Source organism: Haloechinothrix salitolerans, assembly GCF_042662605.1.
In the GTDB taxonomy this organism is placed as follows: domain Bacteria; phylum Actinomycetota; class Actinomycetes; order Mycobacteriales; family Pseudonocardiaceae; genus Haloechinothrix_A; species Haloechinothrix_A salitolerans.
Map to the genome: position 1 here is coordinate 1,721,233 of NZ_JBHSXX010000001.1, position 25,539 is coordinate 1,746,771.

The 25,539-nt window shown below is 66.5% G+C and carries 25 protein-coding genes; 17 read left to right on the forward strand and 8 right to left on the reverse strand.

Going from position 1 to position 25,539, the window contains the following annotated elements; all coding sequences use genetic code 11:
• Positions 1-556: 556 nt before the first annotated feature.
• From ACFQGD_RS08050 to ACFQGD_RS08080, 7 genes are all read left to right on the forward strand, one after another.
• Positions 557-739 carry a hypothetical protein gene (locus ACFQGD_RS08050; protein WP_345395126.1) on the forward strand — a complete coding sequence of 61 codons (183 nt, stop codon included), beginning with the start codon at positions 557-559 and terminating at the stop codon, positions 737-739.
• A gap of 747 nt (positions 740-1,486) precedes the next feature.
• Positions 1,487-1,882, forward strand: a complete 396-nt coding sequence (locus tag ACFQGD_RS08055) for a hypothetical protein (protein WP_345394544.1) — start codon at positions 1,487-1,489, stop codon at positions 1,880-1,882.
• A gap of 87 nt (positions 1,883-1,969) precedes the next feature.
• On the forward strand, positions 1,970-2,515 hold the full coding sequence (locus ACFQGD_RS08060) for a hypothetical protein (RefSeq protein ID WP_345394547.1): 546 nt from the start codon (positions 1,970-1,972) through the stop codon (positions 2,513-2,515).
• Between the two features lie 253 nt (positions 2,516-2,768).
• Positions 2,769-3,116 (forward strand): hypothetical protein, encoded by a 348-nt coding sequence (locus tag ACFQGD_RS08065; protein ID WP_345394550.1) that lies wholly within the window; start codon positions 2,769-2,771, stop codon positions 3,114-3,116.
• The gene (locus ACFQGD_RS08070) at positions 3,106-3,507 is read left to right on the forward strand and encodes an ArsR/SmtB family transcription factor (protein WP_345394553.1); all 402 of its coding nucleotides are present in this window, start codon (positions 3,106-3,108) and stop codon (positions 3,505-3,507) included. Before ACFQGD_RS08065 ends, ACFQGD_RS08070 begins: the two co-directional genes overlap by 11 nt.
• 54 nt (positions 3,508-3,561) lie before the next feature.
• On the forward strand, positions 3,562-3,762 hold the full coding sequence (locus ACFQGD_RS08075) for a hypothetical protein (RefSeq protein WP_345394556.1): 201 nt from the start codon (positions 3,562-3,564) through the stop codon (positions 3,760-3,762).
• A 78-nt stretch (positions 3,763-3,840) separates the two neighbouring features.
• Positions 3,841-4,521 carry a transcriptional regulator gene (locus tag ACFQGD_RS08080; RefSeq protein ID WP_345394559.1) on the forward strand — a complete coding sequence of 227 codons (681 nt, stop codon included), beginning with the start codon at positions 3,841-3,843 and terminating at the stop codon, positions 4,519-4,521.
• Between the two features lie 151 nt (positions 4,522-4,672).
• Here the strand turns inward: ACFQGD_RS08080 and ACFQGD_RS08085 are convergent, their stop codons facing one another.
• The 7 genes from ACFQGD_RS08085 to ACFQGD_RS08115 form a co-directional block, all read right to left on the reverse strand.
• Entirely contained in the window at positions 4,673-5,452 is a 780-nt protein-coding gene (locus ACFQGD_RS08085; protein ID WP_345394562.1) for a DUF2637 domain-containing protein, read from the reverse strand.
• Entirely contained in the window at positions 5,452-7,497 is a 2,046-nt protein-coding gene (locus tag ACFQGD_RS08090) for a recombinase family protein (RefSeq protein ID WP_345394565.1), read from the reverse strand. The genes ACFQGD_RS08085 and ACFQGD_RS08090 overlap by 1 nt, the downstream gene beginning before the upstream one ends.
• 101 nt (positions 7,498-7,598) lie before the next feature.
• Positions 7,599-7,847: a hypothetical protein gene (locus ACFQGD_RS08095; RefSeq protein WP_345394568.1), complete on the reverse strand. Its 249-nt coding sequence runs from the start codon at positions 7,845-7,847 to the stop codon at positions 7,599-7,601.
• A 447-nt stretch (positions 7,848-8,294) separates the two neighbouring features.
• Positions 8,295-9,209, reverse strand: coding sequence for a hypothetical protein (locus ACFQGD_RS08100; RefSeq protein WP_345394571.1), 915 nt, complete (start codon positions 9,207-9,209; stop codon positions 8,295-8,297).
• The gene (locus ACFQGD_RS08105; RefSeq protein WP_345394574.1) at positions 9,206-10,258 is read right to left on the reverse strand and encodes a DNA-methyltransferase; all 1,053 of its coding nucleotides are present in this window, start codon (positions 10,256-10,258) and stop codon (positions 9,206-9,208) included. Before ACFQGD_RS08105 ends, ACFQGD_RS08100 begins: the two co-directional genes overlap by 4 nt.
• Positions 10,255-11,031 carry a TRM11 family methyltransferase gene (locus ACFQGD_RS08110; protein WP_345394577.1) on the reverse strand — a complete coding sequence of 259 codons (777 nt, stop codon included), beginning with the start codon at positions 11,029-11,031 and terminating at the stop codon, positions 10,255-10,257. Before ACFQGD_RS08110 ends, ACFQGD_RS08105 begins: the two co-directional genes overlap by 4 nt.
• The gene (locus ACFQGD_RS08115; RefSeq protein WP_345394580.1) at positions 11,024-11,869 is read right to left on the reverse strand and encodes a hypothetical protein; all 846 of its coding nucleotides are present in this window, start codon (positions 11,867-11,869) and stop codon (positions 11,024-11,026) included. Before ACFQGD_RS08115 ends, ACFQGD_RS08110 begins: the two co-directional genes overlap by 8 nt.
• A gap of 512 nt (positions 11,870-12,381) precedes the next feature.
• On the opposite strand from ACFQGD_RS08115, the gene ACFQGD_RS08120 reads away from it, so the two are divergent.
• From ACFQGD_RS08120 to ACFQGD_RS08165, 10 genes are all read left to right on the forward strand, one after another.
• Positions 12,382-13,275 carry a hypothetical protein gene (locus ACFQGD_RS08120; RefSeq protein WP_345394583.1) on the forward strand — a complete coding sequence of 298 codons (894 nt, stop codon included), beginning with the start codon at positions 12,382-12,384 and terminating at the stop codon, positions 13,273-13,275.
• A gap of 52 nt (positions 13,276-13,327) precedes the next feature.
• The gene (locus tag ACFQGD_RS08125) at positions 13,328-13,717 is read left to right on the forward strand and encodes a pilin (protein ID WP_345394586.1); all 390 of its coding nucleotides are present in this window, start codon (positions 13,328-13,330) and stop codon (positions 13,715-13,717) included.
• Between the two features lie 4 nt (positions 13,718-13,721).
• The gene (locus tag ACFQGD_RS08130) at positions 13,722-15,785 is read left to right on the forward strand and encodes a hypothetical protein (RefSeq protein ID WP_345394589.1); all 2,064 of its coding nucleotides are present in this window, start codon (positions 13,722-13,724) and stop codon (positions 15,783-15,785) included.
• Positions 15,782-16,837, forward strand: coding sequence for a PrgI family protein (locus ACFQGD_RS08135; RefSeq protein ID WP_345394592.1), 1,056 nt, complete (start codon positions 15,782-15,784; stop codon positions 16,835-16,837). The genes ACFQGD_RS08130 and ACFQGD_RS08135 overlap by 4 nt, the downstream gene beginning before the upstream one ends.
• Positions 16,837-18,681, forward strand: coding sequence for a VirB4 family type IV secretion system protein (locus ACFQGD_RS08140; RefSeq protein ID WP_345394595.1), 1,845 nt, complete (start codon positions 16,837-16,839; stop codon positions 18,679-18,681). The genes ACFQGD_RS08135 and ACFQGD_RS08140 overlap by 1 nt, the downstream gene beginning before the upstream one ends.
• Complete coding sequence (locus ACFQGD_RS08145) at positions 18,681-19,019, forward strand: hypothetical protein (protein WP_345394598.1); 339 nt, start codon at positions 18,681-18,683, stop codon at positions 19,017-19,019. The genes ACFQGD_RS08140 and ACFQGD_RS08145 overlap by 1 nt, the downstream gene beginning before the upstream one ends.
• Positions 19,020-19,127: 108 nt before the next feature.
• Positions 19,128-19,955, forward strand: coding sequence for a GP88 family protein (locus ACFQGD_RS08150; protein ID WP_345394601.1), 828 nt, complete (start codon positions 19,128-19,130; stop codon positions 19,953-19,955).
• Between the two features lie 180 nt (positions 19,956-20,135).
• Positions 20,136-22,487 (forward strand): type IV secretory system conjugative DNA transfer family protein, encoded by a 2,352-nt coding sequence (locus tag ACFQGD_RS08155; RefSeq protein ID WP_345394604.1) that lies wholly within the window; start codon positions 20,136-20,138, stop codon positions 22,485-22,487.
• Between the two features lie 105 nt (positions 22,488-22,592).
• Complete coding sequence (locus ACFQGD_RS08160; RefSeq protein WP_345394606.1) at positions 22,593-23,630, forward strand: replication-relaxation family protein; 1,038 nt, start codon at positions 22,593-22,595, stop codon at positions 23,628-23,630.
• A 7-nt stretch (positions 23,631-23,637) separates the two neighbouring features.
• Positions 23,638-24,597, forward strand: a complete 960-nt coding sequence (locus ACFQGD_RS08165; RefSeq protein ID WP_345394609.1) for a C40 family peptidase — start codon at positions 23,638-23,640, stop codon at positions 24,595-24,597.
• A gap of 212 nt (positions 24,598-24,809) precedes the next feature.
• Here ACFQGD_RS08165 and ACFQGD_RS08170 read toward each other — a convergent pair whose 3' ends face one another.
• A complete protein-coding gene (locus ACFQGD_RS08170) occupies positions 24,810-25,460 on the reverse strand; it encodes an HNH endonuclease (protein WP_345394612.1) in 651 nt (216 codons plus the stop codon).
• Positions 25,461-25,539 lie beyond the last annotated feature (79 nt).

A 25,539-nucleotide genomic window follows, 5' to 3' on the forward strand; every position in this document is an offset into this window, starting at 1 on the left:
CGCATCCCAGGCATGCTCGGGTGTGCCGACGTTGATCGGCTGTGTTGGAGGAGCCAATGACCGCCGAAGCAGGATCGCGAGTCAGTGGATGGGCTATCGTTCACCATATGACGCAGGCGGGCTGACGTTAGGACGTGACTCCGAGCGATGTCTCGTGTCGGTTGGTTTCGACAGGCATCCGCTTGGCCAGCTGATCTAACAGTGCATTCATTCTGCGTTCGGATCGAGCGATACCAGCTGCGTACTTGCAGTCGCGGGACCGTTTGAGCTCCAGCAACGCCTGCTGGATCAATTGGTGCAGCTCCGGGGTGGATACGGGGAGATGACTGCTGGTGCTCATGAGTTTACCTCCGCGGCGGGGCGGCGATTGGCGACAGGGTCTGCCGTGTGGTGGCTGTTCTCGTCCGGCAGGCCCGGTGACATGATCAACCACGTCGGGTCGGTTGTGTGTGTGGGTTTCATCAGCGTTACGGATTCGGGAACCGAGCGCACCTGCACAAGTGGGGAAATGTGTATCTCCTAAGAGGTCTTTTCGGTCGGTAACGATGTGCCTGTGATGAAGAGAACGGACTCGAAGCGTTGCCTGATCGCGCTCGAACAACGTTTGCTCGGCAACGGCATCGAGACACGCATCGGTGGCCACGTTCCCAATGTCGATCTATTCATCCCGGATCGACGAGCGTGGGAGACGGTACTGCGGTGCCCGCATCAGGTGTTCTGGCTTAGCGTCCGCGCGTAGGGTGTGACCGTGTTGAGCGTCAGATCCTTCCTACGAGCTACCTCGAGCAGCCCTGCGCCGTGATCGAGCAGGTCATGGATCTGTTGCCAGCGTTTGCGGGTGGTGGCGGCGCGTGTGCCTTCGCGTGGTGGCGGGCCGGTCTTGCCCCAGCATGCGCTATGGGCGGCTCGACCTCGTTGAGAGCGGATTCGGCAAGGGTTATGCCAGGGCGCTAGTGGACCGCCGGCGACGTGTCCGTGAAGCAGATCCTTTTGCGGCGGCCCCAACCCGAACGGCAGACAACGAGGGGCGTGCTTCGCCGCCGTGTTATTTGCTGCGCGCACGTGAGGTGTGGCTGTCCCGGTCGGTGCAGGTCGGCCAAGCGGCGAACGTGGTAAACCGCAGGTTGATGCGCGTGTGATGGCGGAGGGGCGGCGCAGCCGGTCGGGGTTGTCGCGCGCGACAACCCCGGTGCTGCGCTGGCGACATCGGCTGGGGCTTGTCATCCGTATCTCCGTGCTTGCATGTCGCGGCGCAGGCGCAAGGTAACTCCGCCACCGGCCTGGCAGGGCTGAGCTGCGGATATTGACGCCACCAATATCGATATTGGTAGTTCGTATACCCCTGCGGGCACTTGGGACGCGACAGTGCGATCACTACGCATTCCACAACGACCCGCGACGCGGTGCGCCCCAGCAGACAGGATCGCGCGCCGCTTCAGGCGGTACGGCGCTCGGACGGGTCGCGACCGAAGGGAGGACGTGACGAATGCGCGACACCCAGCGCGCGATGCCGGTGCTTCGGCTGCTCGCTCGCCTGCGATGGCAGCGTGACCCGACCGCCTGGACGGTGCGTTGCCGAGATGGGAACGGCGAGCGGGCGGTGCTGCGTATCCAGCTCGCGGAGACAGGGATTCGGGTGGCGGCGTCTTCCGCTGGCCCTTGGACGCTGTCCCCGCTGGCAGCGGAACGCCTTCGTGGCGCCGTTCGCGACGCCCTGCTTGAGTTTGACCGTGTCGCCGGCGGCGCACACGATCCGCAGCTTCACCCTCGCCACACCAACCCGGCGACCCTGGCGGGATTGGCAGGTCCTCGCGACCAGCACACGACCTCGGGTGAACTCGCCCGAACCTTACGACCCGCGACGTCACGGTCAATCCGATGATGCGCACCCGACACGACGACCGAACGCTGTGGGCGGCCGCCCACACAGTCCCCGTGCGCGATCGCCACCGGATGAAGGAGGGCTACGGTGGAGTGGGCTGAGGTTCCGCTGGCGGCGCTGTATCTGGGTTCGCGCCACGACCGGGAGCGGGCCGCGATCGGCCTGCTGGACCGGGCGGGGTGGCTGCGGTGCCGGGAGGTCGCCAGCTGTGTCACGGTGACCGTGGGCGGCGATGGGCTCTACGACGACGAGTCCGCGATCGCCACGATCGACTGGGACGGCGTCGCACAGTCGTTCGAGGACATGCCGGTATCGGACAACACCCATCAGCGGGCCCAGCAGAGCGTGCTCGCCGTGGCCTGCAGCCTCGCGAGCGGGCACCGGATCGATCTCGGCGAGGTCGCCGACGCGCTACGGCACCGCCCTGACAAGGCCGCGTGGGCCGCATCGACCGTGTTGTGCGCGGCCGGGCATGACGATCACGTGGTGCGCTGGCCGCAACGACCACAGCTGCCGCGTTACGTGCGGATCGTCGCCGCCACCGGGGACGTGATCCAAGACCCTGGTGACGCACCACAGCGGCGGTGGCACGAAATCGGTGCGCCCTGGCTGCGAAGCGACACCGACTCATGACACCCGAGCCCCACCAACGTGCTGACGCTGTGTCCGGTTCGGACGAACCCCGCTGCGGAGCGTGCTGGCACGAGCGCCGCGCCCACTACAAGAAACGCGGTGTGTGCTTCGCATGCCGCCCGGCCACCGGCTGGCAACAACCTCCCGGCGGCTGGTGCAACCGCTACCGCCTACCACACACCCAGCCTCTCCGTGACACGTCCTTGACGACGTCGGTGCGTGTGCGTCCGAACCAGTCGAAGGAGCCGCATCTGTGAACGCGTTCAGTCACCGTGCTCGCAACACGACCACCTCACGAGGGCGCGACGACGAGCATCCCGCGTGGTGTGCTAACCACCATTCCGACGACGACCGGGGCAGTGACCGTGACTGCGTGTCGGCGTGGGAACGACAGATCCGGCTGGCACACGGCCAGTGGCGGGCGCTCGTGGTGCACCTGCACCAGCCCTACGGCACCGATGCTCCTCGTGTCGTGCTGACGCCGAACTCCACGAATCATCCGGCGTGCCACGAGTTTTCCCGCGACGAGGCCAAGGCGGTGAGCCGCGTGCTGCTGGAGGCCGTGTTCCGCCTCGAAAGGACCGATCACCATGCACGATGACACGACGTTCGCAGCACCGCTTGGCGATGACCAGGCCACCTCAGCGCAGGAACAGATTCAGCGGCTGGACGCGGCGCTGCTGAACCCGATTCGTCTGCTGGTCATGACGGCGCTGGTGACCGACGGCTTCTACCTGGTCGCCGACCTCGGGGAGGCTGCCGGGCTGCCGAGATTGGCGGTGACGCGCCATGTCCGTTGTCTGCGTGACGTCGGCTTCGTGCACACGCGGCGTGGCGTGTACGGGCACCTGTGGATTCAGCGCACACCCCACGGGAAGCAACGGGTGACCGACCATGTCGCCGAGCTCGAGGCGGTCATCGCCGCAGGTCGCGCGCTCGGTCATGCCGCATCGCCGGTCGCGGACCATCCGGGTCCGCAAACCCGGGACTGAACCGTGATTCTGGGTCGGTGGACTGGTCGGGAAGCCCGCGCGCTCAGGATGGCGATGCGGATGCCCATGCGTGCCTGGGCAGAGCACCTCGGTGTGTCGGTGCGTGCGGTATGCGGGTGGGAGAAACTCGGGGGCGCCCGGGTCCCCAGGCCGCATATGCAGGCCATTCTCGACACCGCGCTCGCCCAGGCCGACGCCGACACCCAAGAGCGTTTCCGGGCGCTACTTGACGACGCGGAAGCGGATGTCGAGTGATCCAGGTCGACGCTGCGGTTATCGGACGCTGTGACCCGGCGGGCAAGAATTGGGGGCTGAACATATGAGGTTAGGGCCGTGAGCCGGAAGAGAACTGAGTGGGAATTAGACCGGCAGCGTGAATTTGGACGCCGGATACAGCGGTTGCGGGGAGAGCAAGGTCTTACGCAGGGTGATGTGACGCAGATGAGCGGAATGGACCGCTCATTTATCAGCAACCTGGAAACCGGCGTCTACTCCATCGCGGCAGCACGGTTACGTGATCTCGCGCAGGGACTCCGAGTCGATACGATTGACCTATTTGAAGAGGAACATGCCGTTCGAAACAAAGACGAGATTGGGTCGGCCCCTCGGTACATGGAACTCGTCGACTTCATTGCCAAGGAGATCGCGAGTGGTTTGCTGTGGCCGGGCGACTTCCTTCCTCGGGAGGTCGCTCTCTGCGAGCGCTATGGCTACAGCAGCTGCGCCGTCCGGAAAGCACTTGCCATCCTTCGTGGGCGCGGCCTGGTGCGTAGCCGTGGCGAACAGCATTTCATAGCCTCACCCGATGATCTCACGCCTATCGAGATCGGGGACGGCGACAGGATCGTGGTGCGGATGCCGACGCACATGGAAATTCTTCACTATGTGATCCCCGAAGGCGTTCCAGTACTCATCTGCCGCCGCAAAGGCAGGGCGACTGCGACAGACGAAATTTATCCAGCCGATCGGTTCTATATTCAGGGTCGAGGCAACGAGCACTTCTGCGAAAATTGATCATCGTCGGTAGGTCTCGCCTGCGGTGAACCGCGGCACCACATCGCTGCCGACTGATGCGGCCATCAGATGGCTGCCAATCATCGTCGCAACAACGCAATCCGTCTGCCATGTCGGCGGAACGTCGAATCTGTGCGAGGCGGTTTTGTGCTTACGTCGATGTTGTCCTCGGTGGGTGTTGTTGTCGGATGCGGCGGGTCAGGGTGCGGGCTCGGCGTGAGCCGATGCGTAGGTGTCGGCGGAGTGTGTCGGCGGAGATCGGGCGCTGGTACAGGTGCCAGTGTTCGGCATCAAGCCGGACCGCCTGCTCGTGGAGCGGGTCGTTCGCGTTGTGCCGGATGACGGGTCCTCGGCGGCCGTTGTTACGCGTGCGACCAGCGATGTTGTGTGGGGGCGTGCGCGGATCTGGCGGGCCATCGGCCGGGGCTGGGTGCTGCGCGCAGGGACGGTTCTTCTCGCCGTTCGAGGTCTCCGGGATGAGCGACTCCGGCGCGTCGGCCTCGTCACCATCGTCTTGCGCGCTGTGGCGTTTGATCGCTTCGTTGAGTAGTTCCACGGACAGCAGCAGCGCGAGTGGTGGGCAGGCGGCGACGGCGATGGCGAAGGGGTTCAGGTCGGGTGCGGAGGCGATGTTGGCGCACAGAGACAATGCGATCCCTAGGGTGAAGGAGAGCCATGCCTTCCATTGTCCGCTGGTGACCTGCCGGCGTCCGGTTTTCCACAGTTCGATGGTGGCCATGATGAGGAGGCCATCGACGATGAGGGGCCAGAGAGTGGCGGTGGTGTCGTCGGCGCCGAATCGCAGGGCGAATGCGCGACCGTGCTGGTAGGAGACGTAGGCGGCGCCGAGGGCGACCAGCATTGTGCAGACGCATTGCAGCCGCAGTAGCCGGTCGGGACGGGGACGCGGAGCGCCTGGCTTGGTGGTCATCAGGGGTCACCTGCCCCAGGCCGAGGGCGTCCTTGGGGGTCGCGCAGCGTGACGCCGCGCTCGTGTAGGCGTTTTCGGACAGTCTCGGCGTCGACGTCCATGCGGTTGCCGATCTTGGCCAGTGACCAGCCCTGGTTGTAGAGGCGGATGGCGTCATCGATCTGTTCGGGGGACAGGCCGCGTTGGCGCATGGCGATGCCGTGGCGGTGCAGGATGGCGCTGACGGTGCGGCGTTCGATGTCGAAGCGTTCCCCGAGTTCGTAGACGGTTGCGCCCGACTGGTAGTCCCCGATCAGTTGCTGCACTTGGTCGTCGTTGAGCTGTCGGGCGCGCCGGGGCCTTCTCCGCTTCGGTACCGGTCGAGCGGGCACCTCGAAGTCGGGCAGCTTCTTCCGCAGTGTTTCTAGCGCGCTGAGCTGGTCTTTCGTGTTGGAATAAGCTCCCCCAACCTCCACCAAATTAGTCATTGTGCGAACCGCTCCTTTCGAGGCCGTTTCCGCTGGTAAGGCGGAGGCGGCCTCTTCGTTGTACCGGGGCTGGGGGATGCGGAAGACCGGGATGAGCCGGTCTGGTCCGGTGATCTTGACCTGGGGCACGAGGGCTTCGATGAGGGCCTTGCGTTGGTTCGCGGTGCCGCCGGTGATGATCTCGTTGATGTGGTCGGCGACCTCGGTGAGCGTGGCCGTGTCAGGCGCGGTGGGCCGGTCGTCGAGGGCGGCGGCGAGTTCGTCACGGCGGGCACGCAGCTGCTTCGTCTGCTCGCGCAGGGCGGGGAGTCGGTCGGCGACCATCTCCTCGTCCAGGGTGCCGCGCTCGAACGCGGAGAGGTAGCGGTCGATCGCGGCGTTGACCTTGTTCAGCTCGGTGTCGACCGCGGCGAGTTCGGCGTGACGGTCGGCGTGGCCGGCTTCGTGTTCGGCCTGGGCCGCGCTGATCGCGTCGGTGATCAGGGCGTGTTGGTCGCGGTAAAAGTGTCCGAGCGCGTGGAGCACGGCGGCGTCGACGGCGTCGGCGTTGAGCCGCTTGGCGTCGCACTTGTCGGAGTCGTAGCGGGCGCGGGTAAAACAGGTGTAGTACCGGTAGGTCTTGCTCCGGCCGGTGGCACGGGTGCCGAGCATGGCTTTGCCGCACTGGGGGCAGCGCATCCGGCCGGTGAGCATGTAGTCGTAACCGGACGCGGCGCGGTGCGAGTGGTCCTCGCCGCGTTCGGCCAGGATGCGCTCGGCGTGCTCGAAGGTCTCGCTGTCAACCAGCGGGGCATGGCAGTCCTCGACGGTGATGCCGCGGAAGGCCAGCTCACCGATGTAGATGCGGTTGGAGAGCACCCGCAGCACTTGGTAGCCGGACCAGGTGCCGCCGCCTGTGGTGCGGTGCCCGCGCTCGTTGAGCAGGGTGGCGATGGCGCTGGAGCCAAGCCTGTCGCGGGTGTAGCTGCGGAAGATGAGTCTGATGACCGTGGCTTCATCGGCATGGGGGACGAGGCGGTGGGTTCCGCGGTCGACGGTGTAGCCGAAGGGACGGCGTCCGCCTTTCCACAATCCCTTGGCGGCCTTGCGTTCCATGCCGGCGATGACGCGCTCGATGATGCTGTCGCGCTCGAACTGGGCGAACATGCCCAGCATCTGCACCAGCATCCGGCCCATCGGGGTGGAGGTGTCGAACGGTTCCGTGGCCGAGCGGAACACCACCCCGTGCTTGTCCAGCTCGTCGAGCAGGGTGACCGTGTCGCGCAGGTTTCGGGAGAACCGGTCTACCCGGTAGACCAACAGCACGTCGATCAGCCCCGCGCGAACCGCGTGCAGAGCACGTTGTAGGCCAGGGCGCTTGGTGGTGCCGCCGGAGGCATCGTCGGAAAACCGCAGGGCGACCTGCCACCCGGGCTGGGAGGCGACGTAGGAGTCCAGCCGTTCGTCTTGCACTTCGATGGTGTACGGCTGGTTCTCGTCGTCGGTAGAGCGCCGGGTATAGATGCCCACCCGGACGGTGTCGAGGTCGGCGAGGCTGGCGGCTCTCTTCGTGCGTTGTGCGGTGGCGGATCGCGCCATCGACAAGACTCCCTTGCTGGACTGCGATGTGTAGATTTCTCGACCGCCGAGGCCGGAAGGCTCGGCCTCGGCGGTTCGGGCCGAGACTGCGCGGTCTCACGTCACGCAGCGTCGTCGGCTTCGTCCGAGCTGTGCTGCTGGGCGTGTTTCCATTGGTTGATCAGCTCGGCCAGCGCGGTGACGGCGAGCCGGTACTGCTCGTCGGTCATGGGCGTGGTCTCGATGTGGTCGATATGAACCGTAACGCCGGCGCTGTCGGCGTCGGGGGTGAATGGGACCACAGCGTTCGGCTCCCGGTCTGCGCCGTCGTTCGTTTGGTCGTGGTCGATGTGGGGTTCGTCAGCGCACATGAGCGCACCTCCGAACCCGCGAGCCCGCTGCTGAGCGGGAAGTCGCGGGTGCTGATCGGCGGGCTTGGGCAACCGTCGACGCAGCGGACACGACCCCAGCCGGGGCACCCGCGCCCCTTACCCCTGGTGGGCTTGATCGGGCGCGGGCACACGCCATGACGCGCGCTGTGGTGGCTGGGGGTGTCGGCGCGGGCGATCGGTAGGGCTTCGACTCCCCGACTGCACAGGGGCACCCGTCGGGGCCAGCACTCCACCGACCAACTGGACCTCAACGTCCCAACACGGTCTCCCGACAGAGATGCCGTCGCCACGTGCCGGAACGGTCGACGCAGCGGTCCAGATTCGTTAAGCAGGGTCAGCGACTCGTCGCTGACGGCCGCATCGTGTCGTTGATCAACTCATATCGTCCGATGTCTCTTGACACTCTCTGACTGCCGGAGACGCCGCTCACGCGGCCGGCCTGTCGGCGGTGGGATCGAGGTCGACGGGCTCGCCGGAACGACACGTCCAGGGGGAGCAGCCGTCAGGGTCGGAGTCCTCGTCGACGAGGGCGAGATGCCGCCGTCGGGACGGGGTGAGGTCGACTTCGTCGAGGGGACGCAGGGACCGATGCACGAAGAACTCGCCGCGCAGCGGCGTTCCGTTCGCGATCGCGCGGGGACTGCCGTGCCGGATCGCTCTGTCGAAGGCAACAAGGTCGTCCCAGGCATCGGGGTCGGCGTCGCGCAGCCAGCGCAGCCTAGCGTTGCCCGAATATGGGCAGCCTATGCAAGCGCTCTTGACAGTCTCGCCAAACCCCCGCTCGGCGAGATATTGGACGCAGTCGTCGCGCGTCATCCCCAGGTCCAGCAGCGGGAACACGTTGCGCAGGTAACGCACGTCGGCGTCTTTTGCCCGGTGGACTTCGTCAACGCTGATCCCGATCGCCTGCTCGGCGAACACGCCGGGCGGCACCCGGTTTGGGTGGGGATAGCCCAGCAATTCGCGGGCGGCGGCCTTCAACGGTTTGATCTTGTATTCGCCGGTGCACTGCCGTCGGGCCATGCCCTTTGTGCCGTCCGGCTTACGCACGTGCAGAGGCATCGTGACAAACCGGGTGGTCTCGTCCAGCGCATCGTGGCGGATGTTGCCCGAGGACACGGATCGAACCGGGATGCCCGCATCCTCGGCGATCTGGGTCACCTTGGCTAGTTGGTCGTAGACCGCTCGCGGTTCCCAGCCGGTATCAGCGAACAGGGCGCAGTCAAACGACGGGATCTTGCCCTCGCAGGCCAACAGCAACACCGTGGTGCTTTGAACCCCGGCGCCGAGTGACAGCAGCCGGAGGGCAGGTTGTGAAGATCGGCTTCGGAACTTGTTCATGCTGCTGCACTCCGATCGTGTGGATCAACCATGCCGAGGCGCCGCAGGGCGATGTCGTGGTAGTCGCGGCGCAAGTCGATGCCTCGGTAGAAGCGCCCCAACTGGCGGGCAGCGAGCCCAGTGGTGCCAGCGCCGGAGAACGGGTCGAGAACGTGGCCGTCCTCGGGGCTTCCGGCAGCGATGCAGCGCCAGGGAAGGTCGATGGGAAATGGGGCGCAGTGCGCGTCCGGCAATGGCCTGGTCGCCATTGACCACACATCGCCCGGGTTCTTTCCGGGGGATCGTGGGCGCCACGGGGATTTGACCGTGTGCGGCTTGTTGCCCCCGCGATGGTCTTTGCGATGAGCTGGACGTCCCTGAGAAAGAGGTTCGAGGACGCGGTTGGCGTCTACGTGGTAATCCGGTTGTTTGACTAAGAGGAATACCATCTCATAACGCGAAGAGAATCGGTCCTTTGCGGGGTCGGGAATGCTGTTGGGCTTGTGCCAGACGAGCGCGTTCCGAATAATCCACCCTTGCTTTTGTAGATGGAGAGCGACGCGCCACGGAATGCCCATTAAGCTCTTGTGGCGGACCACCTGATCTGATTCCGCAGGGCAGATTATTCGGGTGCTTCCTGTTCCATTGTTGTGATAACTGTAGCCATCTCGGAGGTTAAGCCAGAACGTTCCTTTCGGGGTGAGTAGGCGTGCTATTTCTGCACTTGCCTCACTGAGCTTGTGAACGTATTCGTCGATCGTTGGTTCAAGGCCGTATTGCTTGTCTCGTGAAATCGCGCCGCATCGTCGGCAGTGCTTCTCGGTGCGGGCGCGGTGACCATCGATCCCGGTTTTCTTCACCGACCGTCGCTGATGCGGTGTCGTGCCGAGCGTGTGTCGGCACCGCGGGTTGCCACCGACCCATTCGGCAGTTCCGTAATCGCGCAGCCCCCACTGTGGCGGAGAGGTCACCACGCAATCGACCGATGCGCTCGGCAGCGTGGCCATCACGTCGATGGCATCGCCGACGTGCAATTCCGTGCTCGGGCTGCGGTAGTAGAGGCTGCTCACTGCCTACCGCCCTTCACGGAGTGGCCTACGGCCGGCGGGAGCTGGAAGACGAGGACATCGAGGTGCGTCGGTTGCGTGGTGCGGCAGCCGTGCAAGTCTGTGCCCTCCGGGTGGTCTCCAGCCCGAATGCTGTGCCGGGGCCGGAGCTGATGTCCGTGCATCGGAGCGATCAGGGCGATGCAGTGATCGGCGGGCACTAGCCCGGCCGCATCCGCCGCCTCGTGGATCTGTCCTGGCAGATCCACGAGGCGTCCGCGGCGGCGCCAGGGGCGGCAGGTGATCACGACGTGCCCGCCGGGCCAGACCCAGTCGGCGACGGCGTCGAGGTCTTCATACAGCCCGACCAGGACTCGGCAGGGGTCGCTGGCCGGGGTATGGCGCAGGCCGGTCAGCACGAGGTCGACCGCGCCGGGCAGGTCGGCGGCGCGGGGGTCGTCGATGCTGTCCAGGAGCGTGGCGTGACCGGCGCTACCGGCGAGTCGGGCGAGGTCGAGGTTGGCTTCCAGCGCGGACTCCCAGCGGGGCTGGGTGGGTAGGGCCAGGGAGTGGCGGCCGGCGCGGACGGCTTCAGCGAGCACGAGCCCGGGGCCAGGGTTGGGATCGCAGACGATCTCGCCGGGGTCGGTGTAGGTCTCGATGATCCAGCGTGCAATGGCCGGGGTCAGCGCGGTGTCGGAGCGCGTGGCGCCGATGTGCCGGCCGACGATCTGCTGGCGGGGCGAGCGGTGCCCGGTAGCCCACACACTGGCCGGGCGCACGACGTTTTTAGGCATGACGGGGCTCCAGCGACGGGATCGAGGGGCGGAACACGCAGGCGGTGGCGTGTATACGGTGATGAGCGCCGAGCGCGACGGCGCGCTGGTTGTGCCGGATCGTCGGTGGCGCGGTACTCGGGGCGTCATGCGCCAGGATCAGCCGGTCGGTCAACGCCAGTCCGGCCAGTGCCGCGACCCGCACGATGGCCCCGGAGCGCGCCGTCCGTGCTCTCAGCTTGTGATTACTGTGCGTGAGAACGATGAAGGCGCCGTCAGGAGCAAGTAGCGGTGCCCAGTCGGCCATCAGACCGGGGTCGGTCGGCTGGCGGGTGCAGCCGCAGACGATCACAGCGAACCGGTCCGGGTTCCGTTTTTGGGCGCTTCGGGCGGACGGGGACGCGGTCGGTTCCGCGACCGACGGCTGCTCGGGTCCGGGTCCGGACTCGGACTCCGGTACGGCTCCAGTCCGGTCCTCGCCGCGGTCGAGAAGGTGATCATCGAGTGCCGGTTTGGGCAGCTCGGTGACCGCGCCGCGGGCGAGTCGCAGGATCGTCTCCACCAGGCGGTCGCGGTGCTCGCCGCTCACGGGTGATCCCGGCTCGGCGGCATCGGCGAGCGCGACCCGGTCGCCAGGGTTGCTGTAGGCGGTGACCACGACGCGGACGGCCGCGGCGATTCTCTCCTCGGGACCGGCGTCGGGGGCGAGGCGACAGAACCGGACGCTTGCCCGCACGGCACCCACGGGGCCGCGACGACGGCCCGAGGCGTGGCGGTGACGGCGCACCCGCGGCGGGGGCGACGCGGGCTGGATGTGGTCGGGCGAGTCGGGGGCGCTCGGGATCGGCGGTGGCGACATGACAGGCGCTCCATGATCATCGCGGAGGGGCAAGGACATCCCTGAAGTCCGCGAAACCGAGCGCGATTGGACACGAACTCCAGAGAACGACGGAGTGATTCAGATCACAGGATTCTGTGACAGTTGGTAACTCCTCAGTTGGTTGACCGGAACCGTTTGTTGATCTTTTCGCCGTGGTTGCTGATCAACTTCGCGTGGGCTTGAGAGCCGGTTTCGTGATCGCGGGCGGAGCTGTTCAAGATCGCCCCAGAAACTCGTCGAGATCAACTCTCTTGTTCCAGCAGGAGCGGTCTGTCGGGTGACAGCAACGGAACAAGAGATGACTAACACCGCAGCGCACAGCGTTGCCGGTGCCTTTATGCGTGATCTCGGGTCGACCGACTTGTTGATCATCTTGTTTCGAGACAAGGAGATCGTTTTAAGCAGTTCGTAGTGCGCAGCCGTGCGCTGCGCTGTTCCTTGCCTGGCTCTCTCGGCGGCGTCGTTGACCGCCGTTCGAGAGGAGCCACGAGATGGCACGCCCCTCGGCTTCCGAGCACGCAGAGTGGCCCACCAACCCACTGGATGCCGCCCGCGACGCGTTCGCGTGGCTGACCGCCGGAGACCACCCGGTGGCGGTGGACGGGCGGGAGTTCGACCACCTGCCCAACCGCGAGATCCCCGTCGACGAACTCCGCGATCTGCTGCTGCGCCGCTCCTGCCCGCGCCGAGTGTGGGACCAGGCGTGGCGGCAAGTGATCACGCGCGCCCGCAGTGAGGGCGGCACGTGGACGATCGTGGCCGTCGGGCTCGCGCTGCCGATGCTGACCCACATGGCGGCCCGGCTGACCGACCGGTACGCCGGCGACCCCGCCGACATCCACTCCGAGATCGTGCAGGGCTTCCTCGACGCCCTGCAGACGATCGACCTCACCACGGGGCGGATCACGATCCGCCTGCGGTGGGCCGCCTACCGCTCCGGGCACCGGGCGCTCATCGCGGCGCTGGACGGCCCTACCCCGAAGGCTCCCGGGTTCTTCTCCGCCGAGCCGAAGCCCTCGTCGGGACACCCAGACTTGGTCTTGGCCCGCGCGGTTCAGGTCGGAGTCCTGACCCCGACCGAGGCCGAAGTGATCTCGGAGACCCGGCTCGGCGAAACCCTGCTGACCGAGTGGGCCGCCCACCACAAGATCGAGTTCTGGGCCGCATACAAGACCCGCAAGCGGGCCGAGTACCGACTCGCCAACTGGCTCTCCGAGTCCGCTGACGGCGCCGCCGAGGGCGACCCCACGGGCGAGGCGGCCACGTCCCAGACCTCGCCGAGCACGTCCTCCGACACCCCAGAGCAGTCACAGAGCGTAGCGAAAAAAGTCGATGGGGGCCTGTCCAATGAGCCCCCGAAATCCGGACTTCAGGGCCGCGGGTGACCCCTGCCCGCCTCTTGCGCTCTACGCCCGCTGACAGCCCTGGAGGTCCACGATGCGCTCGATCGCGCCCTCTGCTCGACCCGCCGCCGGTGGCCGCACACCGCGCCACCGGGCCGGGCGGGTCCTGGCCGTGGCCGCACTTGTCGCCGCCGGGTTGGTGGTCACTGACGCCTCGGCCTCAGCCGAGACCACGCACGTGATCGCACTGGCCCGCTCGGTCGATGAAGTCCTGACCAACATTCGCAACTGGCTGATGGGGGTCTTGGCGCTGCTGGCCACGGTCTTCTTGACCATCGGCGGAGTCCGGTACGTCCTGGCCAACGGCGACCCCGGTGAGGTCGACAAGGCCAAGCAGAGCTTCAAGAGCGCGGGCTTTGGCTACGGCTTGGCCGCGCTGGCTCCCCTGGTGGTCGAAATCCTGCGCGGGATCGTGGGGGCCTGATCGCATGTCGGCCACCGCATCCTGCACACCAGGGGCCGGCCACCGGTTCGGCCGCGCGTTCGCCGCGGTGGCCACCCTGCTTGCCCTTAGTGTCCTTGCCGGTATCACGGGGGCGGGTACGGCCTCGGCCCAGCCTGCCTCCACGCCAACGCCGTCGGCGCCCGCGTCGTCGCCGGAACCTGCACCGCCACCAGTGCCGCTGCCACCGGTCGACGAGTGTGCTCCGAACTCACCACTGCCGGTGTGCCAGACCGACCCGCCGCCTACAAATCACAAGCCGCCAGAGTCGGATCAGCCGCAGCCGTGCCAAGGGCCAGGCTGTATCCCGCAGCCCACCACGCCCGCACCGAAGCCGGGTGAGCAGCCGGGCCAGTCCGGCAATGGCGACGATTCTGAGGAGTCCTCCTGCGGGATCACCGATATCGCCGCCTGCGTCAATGAGGCGATCGAAGGATTCTTTCGAGATCTCGTCACCCCGGCGTTGAACAACCTGCTGGATCTGCTGGCTAACACCTTGTTGACCACCCCAACGTTGGATCAACTGCCTCGGATCGGCGAGCTGTGGAATTCCTCCTGGCAGATCATGCTGGCCTGCTACGGCATGCTGATCCTGATCGCCGGAATCATCGTCATGGTCTACGAGACCATGCAGACCCGAGTTTCCATTAAGGAGATTCTTCCGCGGGTCATTATCGGTTTTCTCGCCGGCGCCTTGTCGTTGTGGGCGTGCTCTCAGTCGATCACTCTGGCCAACGCGCTCGCGAAAGCAATTATGTCTGGCGGCGTCGATGAGAGTTCTTCCGCCGAAACTCTCAAACGATTGGTGATGGGTTCGCTCAACGGCGGATTCTTCATCATCTTCGTCGGCCTCTTTCTTGCCGGAATGCTGGTCGCGCTCCTGCTCACCTACGTCGTCCGTGTGGCACTGACAGTGATCCTTATCGCGGGCGCACCGTTGGCGCTGATGTGTCACGCCCTGCCGCACACCGAGGGCATCGCTAAATGGTGGTGGAAAGCCTTTGGCGGCTGCCTGGCCATTCAATTAGGTCAGTCGCTGACACTGATCACCGCGATGCGCGTTTTCCTGTCCCCGGGTGGATTCACGTTCTTCGGGCCAACCGCAGATGGACTGGTGAACCTTCTCGTGTCTTTGGCACTGATGTACATCCTGTTCAAAATCCCCTTCTGGGTTCTCGGCTCCATTCGTGGTGGTGGCGGCCGATCACTGGTCGGCTCGCTGGTCCGGGGCTTCATCGCGTACAAGACCTTCGGTCTCCTGCGCGGACGTGGCGGTGGTGGCGCTGGCGGTAGCACGCCAAAGCCGCGTGGAGGTCCCAAGGACCCGGGGTCGAGTGATCCATACGCAGGCACACGAGCGACGCCGTCGGGCCAATACATGTTGCCGCTGGATGGGGTCAAGCGGCAGCGGGCGTCCAGACCCTCCCACCGCGCGGGCGCGAAGCCCGCACCGCGGCCCCGGACCAAGGGCCAGGGCACGCAACTGAAGCTGCCGCTGGATGGAGAGTGGCCGGAGCACAAGCCGCGGCTGGGTCGCGACGGACAGTACGAGCTGCCGCTGGACGTGCAGCGCCAGCCCCGGCCGAAACCGGCGGCCGACTCGGCGTCCCGCTCGTCGGTAGCGCCGAGCAGCCGGGGACGCCAGTTGCGTTTCCCACCCAGTGGCGAATGGCCGGAGAACCGGCCACGGCTGGGCCGCGACGGACAGTACCGGCTGCCGATCAGCGCGCAGCGCGTCCGTCGCCCGTCGCCGGCCCCACCGCCACCGAGCCCACCGCGACCGTCGACGGCGGGCAAGCAGCTGCAGTTCCCGGCGGATGGCGAGTGGCCGGAAAACAAGCCCCGAGCCAACCGGCAGGGCCAGTACCAACTGCCGCTGAACGTGCAGCGCAGGCGCAAGCCGACTCGGTCTCGCGAGCAGCCGCCACCCGCACCGCCGCCGCAGTCGAAGCGCGGTCGGCAGCCACGCCAGCAAGCGCTGCCGCTGGACCTGCCGAAGGTCTCCCCACCCCGCCCGAGTACCCGCCGAGAAGGAGGTGAGTCGACGTGAGTCAGTACAGCGTGCGCATCCCGGCGGATGTCGATCGGGAGGACACCATCCTGGCCGGCTTCACCGCTCGCCAGGTGGCCGTCATGGCGGTAACCGCCCTGGTGCTCTACGGCGGGTGGCTCGCCACCCGCGCTTTCCTGCCGGTAGTCGCCTACCTGATCGTCGCGGTACCCGTCGGCGTGGCGGTGGCTGCGCTGGTGATCGTGCGCCGCGATGGCGTGACGCTGGACCGGCTGCTGCTGGCCGCACTCCGCCAGCGGCTCCAGCCCCAACGCCGGGTCGCGGCCAGCCAGCCCCCGCCCGCGGTCCCGGAGTGGCTGGCTGGCGTCGCCAACGACGCGAGCGAACCCGTGGCCGGCGCACTGACGTTGCCGGCCACCGGGGTCAGCGAGGCCGGAGTGATCGATCTCGGCTCAGACGGGCTCGCCCTGCTTGCCGCATGTTCGACGGTGAACTTCGCACTACGGACCCCGGCCGAGCAGGAAGCACTCACTGCCGCATTCGGCCGCTACCTGCACAGCCTGTCCGCGCCCGTGCAGATCCTGGTGCGCGCCCAGCGCCTGGATCTCTCCGAGCAGATCGGGCAGCTGCGTGACCGTGCGGCGAGCCTGCCGCACCCGGCGTTGGAGACCGCCGCTCTCGATCACGCCGATTATCTCGCCCAGCTGGGCCAGCACGCCGAGCTGCTGCGCCGGCAGATCCTGCTGGTCATCCGTGAACCGGTGCGCAGCGCACCGCCGGACGCATGGACTCGCCGTGGCCGCCTGCCTCGACGCCGTGGACGCGGCGACGAGGAGACCGAGCCGTCGGACGGGGCTCGACGCGCAGCGGCCTCGCGGCTGCTGCGGCGCATGCACGAGGCGGGTGAGTTGCTGTCCCCAGCAGGGATCGAGGTCACTCCGTTAGACGCCGCACAAGCAACCGTCGTGCTGTCGGCAGCCACGAATCCGGACAGCCCACTGCCGCCCTCGCCGGAGATGGCCAGCGCCGACGAGGTGATCACCACCCCGGCCGGGGCGGACTGGGACCCCGACGAGGAGGGCCACCTGTGATGTTCACCCGGAATCGACCCCGCACCACTCAGGCGACCACGGCCGCCTTCGCCCCGGACGCCGTCGAGGTCCACCCCCGTCACCTGCAGATCGGCGACGAATGGGTCGCCAGTTTCGCCATCGCCGGCTACCCGAGAGAAGTCCATCCGGGATGGCTGCAACCCCTGCTGACCCACCCGGCTCGGCTCGACGTGTCGCTGCACATCGAACCGATCGACCCGCAGGTGGCTGCCGAGCGGCTGAAGAAACAGCTCGGCCGCCTGGAGTCCGGACGCCGGCACACCGCAGCACACGGCCGCCTGGCCGACCCACAGGTCGAAGCGGCCACCGAGGACGCCCACGACCTCTCCGACCGGCTGGCCCGCGGGGAGGGTCGCTTGTTCCGCGTCGGGTTGTACCTCACCGTCCACGCGAACTCCCAGCACGAACTCGTCGAGGAGGTCAGCGCGCTGCGCGCCCTGACCGCGAGTCTGCTGATGGACGCCAAGCCCACCACCTACCGGTCCCTGCAGGGGTGGATCACGGCCCTGCCGATGGGCCTAGACCAGATCGGGATAACCCGCTCGTTTGACACCGCCGCGCTGAGCGCCGCCTTTCCGTTCACCAGTCCGGACTTACCTCCACCCGATGTCACCTCGGCATCAGCCGCCCACGGAGTGCTGTACGGCTGGAACCTCGGCAGCCAAGGGCTCGTGCATTGGGACCGGTTTAGCTGCGAGAACTACAACTCGGTGATCTTGGGGCGCTCCGGGGCCGGCAAGTCCTACCTCGTGAAACTCGAAGCGATCAGGAGCCTGTACTACGGCACTGAGATCGCGATCCTCGACCCCGAGGACGAGTACGCCCGCCTCGCCGGGGCCGTCGGGGGCACCTACTTCCCGCTCGGCAGCGAAGGAGTGCGGCTGAACCCGCTGGACCTGCCGATCCACACCCGCGCGGACGGGCGCCGCTCGGCGCCCGCGGACGCGCTCACGAGGCGCAGCCTCTTCGTCCACACCCTTCTTTCTGTCCTGTTTGGACAAGCGTTGAGTGCGGACGAGCGTGCTGTGCTGGATCAGGCGGTCACCGCGACCTATCGGCAGGCGGGGATCACCGAGGACGCCCGTACCTGGACACGGCAGGCACCGCTGCTGGCCGACTTGCGTCTGGTGCTGAGTCAGTCTGACGATGAGACCGCCCGGGATCTCGCCAGTCGGCTGCACCCGTTTACCCACGGCACGTTCTCGGGCCTGTTCGACGGGCCAACCACGAGCCCGCCCGAAGGACACTTGCTCGTGTTCAGCCTGCGGAATCTGCCGGATGAGCTGAAGCCGGCGGGGACGCTGCTGACGCTGGACGCCGTCTGGCGCCGGATCTCCAATCCCACCACTCGCCGGCCGCGGCTGTGCGTGGTCGACGAAGCATGGCTGTTGATGCAGCAGCAGGCCGGCGCCGAATTCTTGTGGCGCTTGGCTAAAAGCGCCCGCAAACACTGGTGCGGCTTGACGGTGGCGACCCAGGACGTGGGCGATGTGCTCGGTTCAGACCTAGGTAAGGCGATCATCAGCAACGCTGCCACGCAGATCTTGCTCAGGCAGTCACCGCAGGCGATCGACGACATCGTCCGCACCTTCGCCCTCTCTGAGGGCGAGCGGCAGTTCCTGCTCTCAGCAGGAACTGGACAGGGCCTGTTGTCGACCGGGACGCAGCGGGTCGCCCTCCAAACCATCGCCTCCGACGCCGAGCACGAGTTGATCACCACTGATCCGGCCGAACTCGCCGCCATGGCCGACGACACCGACACCCCAGCCGGGGAGTCCGATCAGCACCTTGTCTTGGACGAGGAAATCACACAGGGGGCCTGATGCAGACATTCCTGAACAACGTCCTCCACCCATTCACTGTAGCCACCGTGCTCATGGCCCTCACCTGGATCGCTTGTGCCGCAGTGTTCCTCGCGGGGCTCGCGATGGCCACGGCGCTGGTGCGCGCCGCGCAACACGTGATCCAGAAGAGCACGTGCTCCGTCCGCAGCCGCCGCGCTCAGGACAACGCCCAGTCCGTGACGGTCCGTCCCACGGATTCCACCACCAAGGTCATTAACTTGGATCACTACCGGCACAGTCGCAGCAAGTATCACGGGCGGCTGAGTACGACTGCGCCCGCGAACAATCCAGAGTCGCGTCCCGACGGGCCAGCCTGACCACTCAACCTGGCCCGCCCAGGCCCCGTGTCCCCGTGGCCGAGGTCGCACTCGTCGATCCCGCGCGACCACCCACTCCTTCACCTCACTACTCCCGGGGGTGCACCTATGTCTTCATCCGCTTCTGCAACTGCCGTTGGACCAACACCCACGCGTCCCCGACGCCTCCTCACTCAGAACCGCGAGATGCGGCAGATCGGCGTCTACAACTGGACATTGCCCGCGTGGGCGGGCCGCCTGCCCGATGGGCGTACCTACAACACCTGCCCGTCGGCGGGCATTTGCCGCCAGGTCTGCTACGCCCGGCATGGGACGTACCTGTGGCCGGCTGTGCGTGCGAAGCACCACGCCAACTTGCAGTTCGTGCTCGACGATCCGGACGGCTGGGAGCAGGCGATGCTCGCCGAACTCGCCGCTCCAAAGTTCGCCGGTCGCTGGATCAGGATTCACGACAGTGGCGACTTCTTCTCCGACGACTACACCGCCCGGTGGCTGCGCATCATGCGGCAGCGGCCGGACGCGAACTTCTATTGCTACACCAAGGAAGTCGCTCGGTTTCGCCGACTCGTCGAACCTGAGCGGCCCGAGAATTTCTTGTGGGCCTACAGCTACGGCGGCACCCAAGACGCACTGCTGGACCCGAGCGTAGACCGAATCGCCGACGTGTTCCCGGACGAGGAGTCCATCGCCGCGGCCGGATGGTCCTCGCAGGAAGCCTCTGACCTGCTCGCGGTGCTGGGACCGCGACTGGTCGGCGTGCCCGCGAACCGCATTCCGCATTTCCTGCGCCGTTTGGATGGCCGCCGCTTTTCGCAGTGGCAGGCCGAGGTCGACGCCGAGCGCCACACCCGCCAGGGCGCGGCTGAGGTTCGCACGATCACCAGTGCGCCATCCGCCCGCCGTCGCCATCGCACCCGGAGCCGGCGGGCCGCGTAACCGCCTCCCACGAAGTAAGGAGGTTCCTTCCTCGTGATTCCGCTGCAACAATCTATTGTGGATGGTCCGCTGGGCGGGCTGCTCACTGATCCTTGGGGAGCGATCCGAGCGGTTGTGGATGCTGCGTGGTCGTGGATGCAGGTCTGGGGACCGATCGTCGGCCCCGTTGTCGTGACCGCGATGAGCGGTCTGATCAGCGTGCGACGCTGGTGGGACGACCGCTGCCAGGACCGTCTGCACGACCAGGCGCGGGTGGTCACGATCCTGGCGCCGCCGACCGTGGACCCCGATGGCGCCGAAGCGGGGTGGTCGAACCTGGTCGGGCTGTTGCGTCCGATGTGGGCTCGGCTGGTCGGCGGCCAGCCGCATCTGGCGTGGGAGTACGTGTTCGGCCACGACGGTGTGCAGATTCGGCTGTGGGTGCCAGGAACGGTGCCGCCGGGGATGGTCGAGGGCGCGGTCGAGGCGGCGTGGCCGGGCGCGCACACCTCCACCGAGCAGGCCAATCCGCCACTGGAGGTGGAGGCTGATGAGGGCCGTCGCCAGGTGGTCACGGGGGGTGTGCTTCGGCTGGCCCGATCCGAGGCACTGCCCATCCGCAGCGATTTTGACGCCGACCCGATCCGCGCGCTGCTGGGCGCGCCGACCGGGCTCGGCGTGCACGAGTCGGCGTGTGTCCAGGTGCTGGCTCGCCCGGTGACGGGACGGCGAGTCAAACAGGCGCGGCGCGCTGCTCGTCACCTCCACGCCGGCCGCTCGACGCGCCCAGTCGGTCGGCTGTTGGACATCATCACTCCGGGTGCGACACCGAAGACTTCCTCCGGGGCGGGCGGCCAGCCGAAGCTGGACGCGCAAACGTCGCTGGAGTACCAGGCGCAGAACCGCGCCATCGTGGCCAAACAGCGCGGGAGCCAGTGGGAAACCCTGATCCGCTACGCGGTGGCGGCCACCGTGCCGGCGGAGACACCGCCGGAGCAGGTGGCACGCGTGCGGGACCAGCTGCGGGGCCGCGCACACGCCATCGCCAGCGCCTTCTCCGGATTCACCGAGCACAACCACTACCGTCGCCATCGGCTGCGTGACCCCGAGCAGGCGCTGGCCCGGCGACGACTGCGGCGCGGGGACCTGCTATCGGTGCCGGAACTGGCCGGGATCTGCCATCTGCCGACCGACGAGGCCCTGCCAGGGCTGAGCCGGGCCGGGGCCAAAGCCGTACCGCCCCCACCCAACACGCCCACTGAAGGCGAGCTGGTCCGCCCGGTCGGCATCTCCGATACCGGGCACGCCCGCCCTGTTGGGCTGCAGGTCAGCGATGCCCGCCACCACGTGCATGTGCTCGGCGCCACCGGCAGCGGGAAGAGCACCATCTTGGCGCGGATGATCCTCGCCGACGCCGAGCACCAGCGCGGCGCAGTGGTCATCGACCCCAAGGGTGACCTGATCACTGACGTGCTCAAACGGCTACCCGAATACGCCGCCGAACGCGTCGTGCTCTTCGACGCCGACACCCCCGGCACTACCCCGTGCCTGAACCCGCTGGAAGGGCCGAAGGAGGCGGCCGTGGACAACCTCGTGTCGGTGTTCTCCCGAGTGTTCTCCTCAGCGTGGGGGCCGCGCACCGAGGACATCTTGCGCGCCGCCTGTCTGACCCTACGAGCCGCATCGGACACGCCGAAGCTCTCCACGCTGCCACAGCTGCTCACCGACTCGGCCACTCGCGAACGCCACCGCCACAAGGTCGAGGGCGACGCGACCTTGCGTGGCTTCTGGGACTGGTACGAGCAGCTGAGTGACGCCGCACGGGCACAGGCAACCGCACCGTTGCTGAACAAACTGCGCGCATTCCTGTTGCGCTCTTTCGTAGTCAAAGCCGTCTCGGCCGGCGAGTCCACAGTGGATCTATCGGCGGCACTGGACGGCGGACTGTGCTTCGTGCGCATCCCGAAAGGGAGCTTAGGCGAGGACACCACCCGGCTGCTCGGTTCGCTGATCGTGGCTCGCGTGTGGCAGGCGGCCACCGCTCGCGCCGTATTGCCGGAGCGCGAACGCCTCGACGCGTCGTTGTATGTCGACGAGGCGCACAATTTCTTGAACTTGCCGTACGCCATGGAGGACATGCTCGCCGAAGCAAGGGGGTATCGATTGTCCATGACGCTGGCCCACCAGCATCTCGGCCAGCTCGGCAAGGACCTCAAAGAGGGCATCAGCACGAACGCGAGGTCGAAGATCTTCTTCAACGCCAGCCCCGAGGACGCCCGCGAACTCGCGCGCCACACCGCACCCCGGGTCAGCGAGCACGATCTCGCCCACCTCGGCGTGTTCCACGCCGCCGCCCGGCTCGTGGTCAACGGGGCGGAAACCCCACCGTTCACCCTGGCCACGCAGCCGTTGCCCCCGGCGATCCGCGGCCGAGCGCGCATGGTGCGTAAAGCCGCCGCCCGCCACACCCAGCCGCTGTCGTCCTCGGCCGAGGAGACACGCGACCACGCCACATCGGAGGCCGCCGGCACCGATCCCCGTCGCGCCGTCTGACAACCGCGCACTCCGACACAGGGCGGGCCACGCCAGCAGGCGTGGCCCGCCTCTTATGCGCTCTCGCCGTCCTGCCCACCGGCTTTTGCCGAGAAGGAGCCGTTCATGATCGACCCCAGCACGCCCCAACGTGACCTGCGCACACCAATCCCCGCCCGCGCCAGCTCCCGCGTGGCCGCCTCGACCGAGCACCAGGCCACGGTCGCGGCCCACCTCACCGAACGAGATCGGTGGATCGCCCGCATGTGCTCCGAGCATCGCACCCTGACCTCCACGCAGATCACCCAAATCGCCTTCCCCACCCGACGCGCGGCCAATCATCGGCTCCAGCGCCTCTACCAATGGCGGGTCCTCGACCGCTTCCAGCCGTTTGTAGGCAAGGGGCGGTCCCCGATGTTCTACGTTCTCGACACAACCGGCGCGCACCTGCTGGCCCACGAGGACGGCATCGACCCTCGCGAACTGGGCTTTCGTGCGGAGCGGTCGATCGGCATCGCCTACTCGCTGCGCCTGGCGCACCTACACGGGCTCAACAGCCTGTTTACCAGGCTCATCGCCGACGCCCTCGCACACGACGACCGGGCGGTCACCGCCTGGTGGTCCGAGGCCCGCTGTACGAGGCATTTCGGGGACATTGTGCGTCCCGACGGCTACGGCCGCTGGCGCGAGGCCAGTCGCGACATCGAGTGGTTCATCGAGTGGGACACCGGCAGCTACCAGCTGTCCCGGTTCGTGGCCAAACTGCCCGACTACCTCGAACTCGCCGCCACCACGCGGATCGTGACGCCGCTGCTAGCTGTGTTCGCCACCGCGCAGCGCGAGGCCCATGCTCGCCCGCTGCTGGCCGAGCACCTGCGCGCCCAGCCGCGCCCGCACGACCTGCCGATCGCCACTACGACGGCTGAAGAACTGAACCGCGCCGGGACCGGCTCAGCCGGGATATGGCTGCCGCTGGCCCACCGCGATGCCGGGCGCTACCGGCTGATCGACCTCCACACCGCGTGGCCCCACCTGGGCAACCCTACCGCCAGCGCCCCAACCACCACCAACACCGGCGAGGCCAGCCCCGTGCCCCGGCTCAGCCCGCCAGCCCCCATGCCGCCCTTCGCGCAGCACGACCTGACCTGGAAACCCACGGGGTGATCCAAACATGCTCAAACTCGCCACCACCGTCCTCGGCGCCATCGTCGTCCTGGTCGTGCTGGTCGCTGCAGCCGTGTCCGGAGTCGTCTCCGCCGTCTTCGGCGGGGGTGACGACTCCGCGAACGCGAGCCAGCCCAGCCAAGCCGCGTTATCCGACATCCCTGGCAACTACCTCGCCCTGTACCGGCAAGCCGCCACCACCTGCCCCGGGCTGGACTGGAGCATTCTGGCAGCCATCGGCAAGATCGAGTCGAATCATGGTCAATCACCTCTACCAGGAGTCCACAGTGGATCGAACTACGCCGGTGCAGGCGGGCCGATGCAGTTTCTCCAGTCCACATTCAACTCTGTCGTGGAACGGCACCACATCCCTCCAGGTGGCAGCACCCCACCGTCGCGGTACAACCCGCATGACGCCATCTACGCCGCTGCGGCGTACCTGTGCGAGTCGGGCGCCCGCGACGAGCGCGACATCTACGGCGCCATCTACGCCTACAACCATGCTGACTGGTACGTCAGCCAAGTCCTTAACCAAGCCGCCCAGTACAAGCAAGCGGCAGCCAACTCCGGAGACGACGCCCGGCCATCACCGCAGGCACAGCAGGCCGTGAACTACGCCCAAGGCCAACTCGGGCTGCCCTACATGTGGGGAGGCAACGGACCCGACCACGGCCACAAGGGCTTCGACTGCTCAGGACTGACCATGGCCGCCTACCAGGCCGCAGGGATCGCCCTCCCACGGACCGCGCAAGAGCAGTACAACGCTGGGCCACAGGTTCCGAAAGGAACCCCATTGGCCCCCGGAGATCTCGTCTTCTACGGCACTCCAAGCAACATCCACCACGTCGGAATCTACATCGGCGCAGGAAAGATGATCCACGCCCCGGACTTCGGACAACCAGTCAAAGTGGACGATTATCGTTGGAAGGGCGATGACTACGTGCGAGCCAGCCGGCCGAGTAATTAGGATCCATTTCCTCTGAAGCAACCTAGGTCACGGTGTGATGTTGCACGGCCTACGGGCGGCTAATCAACTCCGACGCCTTTCGTCAGCCGTTGCCGCCCTTACAATACGCCGACCGTATCGCCCTCAGTCAAGGCGGCTGTGACACGGGTTTCGGAATTACTGTTTAATCCCCGCTGGCCTCAGATGGTTCGGCATCGGCTGATCTATTGGCGTCAAAACAGTCGCGATGCGTCTTTTACACTGCGGTCGATCTTGGTGGCGGCCGATTGGATTAATTCGGCTGACTCCGGTAGGTGGGTAAGTTTGTTCGCTGCCCGGCTCAGCATGCTTGCTGTGTCGGCGTCCACGACAGCTCCTTTGGCGCGCAGTGCGCGAATCTCTGCCTGAAGCTCGCGTATCAGCTCGGCAGCCCTATCGCCGCTTTGATCGAGTCGATCCAATGCTTCGGTGATGGCGTCCTCGCGCTGAGCCATTGCGTTGTTGATATAGCGCTCAAGAATCTCGGCTGTCACGGGTTTCTTGGAATGCAGCGCTATCTGTTCGTCCGACTCATTATCCCGCTTCCACTTCAGGAGGGTTTCAGGTGAATAATCCATCCCATCGTTGGCGTCTACGAGCTTATGATGAAGAGTGCAGAGGTAAATCAAGTTCTTAAAATCATTCCGATCCTCTCTTGGCATATTGGGGCGCGACCGCGGTCCGTTGTCCTCTAAAGAGTAAATATGCGCGATTTCAAGTCCGATAACCCATTTACCATCGATGTAGTACAGCAGTCTCTGTCCGCATCCAGGAAAGTAGCAATAGCCCGAGCAGAACGCTGCCAGTGCGGCCCTTACACTCGCCTGGTAATAGCGACCCGACACCAATACCTCCACCTGCCACGCTGTCTGACCTCTGGATATCCTTGTGCGACGTGTCTACCACGTCGCCCGAAATCCGCGT

What these genes read in the sequence shown, in the direction of transcription:
- ACFQGD_RS08050 (WP_345395126.1), top strand. Translation starts at nt 557, where the DNA reads ATGAAGAGAACGGACTCGAAGCGTTGCCTGATCGCGCTCGAACAACGT.
- ACFQGD_RS08055 (WP_345394544.1), top strand. Translation starts at nt 1,487, where the DNA reads ATGCGCGACACCCAGCGCGCGATGCCGGTGCTTCGGCTGCTCGCTCGC.
- ACFQGD_RS08070 (WP_345394553.1), top strand. Translation starts at nt 3,106, where the DNA reads ATGCACGATGACACGACGTTCGCAGCACCGCTTGGCGATGACCAGGCC.
- ACFQGD_RS08075 (WP_345394556.1), top strand. Translation starts at nt 3,562, where the DNA reads ATGCGGATGCCCATGCGTGCCTGGGCAGAGCACCTCGGTGTGTCGGTG.
- ACFQGD_RS08085 (WP_345394562.1), bottom strand. Translation starts at nt 5,452, where the DNA reads ATGACCACCAAGCCAGGCGCTCCGCGTCCCCGTCCCGACCGGCTACTG.
- ACFQGD_RS08090 (WP_345394565.1), bottom strand. Translation starts at nt 7,497, where the DNA reads ATGGCGCGATCCGCCACCGCACAACGCACGAAGAGAGCCGCCAGCCTC.
- ACFQGD_RS08095 (WP_345394568.1), bottom strand. Translation starts at nt 7,847, where the DNA reads ATGTGCGCTGACGAACCCCACATCGACCACGACCAAACGAACGACGGC.
- ACFQGD_RS08100 (WP_345394571.1), bottom strand. Translation starts at nt 9,209, where the DNA reads ATGAACAAGTTCCGAAGCCGATCTTCACAACCTGCCCTCCGGCTGCTG.
- ACFQGD_RS08110 (WP_345394577.1), bottom strand. Translation starts at nt 11,031, where the DNA reads ATGCCTAAAAACGTCGTGCGCCCGGCCAGTGTGTGGGCTACCGGGCAC.
- ACFQGD_RS08115 (WP_345394580.1), bottom strand. Translation starts at nt 11,869, where the DNA reads ATGTCGCCACCGCCGATCCCGAGCGCCCCCGACTCGCCCGACCACATC.
- ACFQGD_RS08120 (WP_345394583.1), top strand. Translation starts at nt 12,382, where the DNA reads ATGGCACGCCCCTCGGCTTCCGAGCACGCAGAGTGGCCCACCAACCCA.
- ACFQGD_RS08125 (WP_345394586.1), top strand. Translation starts at nt 13,328, where the DNA reads ATGCGCTCGATCGCGCCCTCTGCTCGACCCGCCGCCGGTGGCCGCACA.
- ACFQGD_RS08130 (WP_345394589.1), top strand. Translation starts at nt 13,722, where the DNA reads ATGTCGGCCACCGCATCCTGCACACCAGGGGCCGGCCACCGGTTCGGC.
- ACFQGD_RS08140 (WP_345394595.1), top strand. Translation starts at nt 16,837, where the DNA reads ATGTTCACCCGGAATCGACCCCGCACCACTCAGGCGACCACGGCCGCC.
- ACFQGD_RS08145 (WP_345394598.1), top strand. Translation starts at nt 18,681, where the DNA reads ATGCAGACATTCCTGAACAACGTCCTCCACCCATTCACTGTAGCCACC.
- ACFQGD_RS08150 (WP_345394601.1), top strand. Translation starts at nt 19,128, where the DNA reads ATGTCTTCATCCGCTTCTGCAACTGCCGTTGGACCAACACCCACGCGT.
- ACFQGD_RS08155 (WP_345394604.1), top strand. Translation starts at nt 20,136, where the DNA reads ATGAGCGGTCTGATCAGCGTGCGACGCTGGTGGGACGACCGCTGCCAG.
- ACFQGD_RS08160 (WP_345394606.1), top strand. Translation starts at nt 22,593, where the DNA reads ATGATCGACCCCAGCACGCCCCAACGTGACCTGCGCACACCAATCCCC.
- ACFQGD_RS08165 (WP_345394609.1), top strand. Translation starts at nt 23,638, where the DNA reads ATGCTCAAACTCGCCACCACCGTCCTCGGCGCCATCGTCGTCCTGGTC.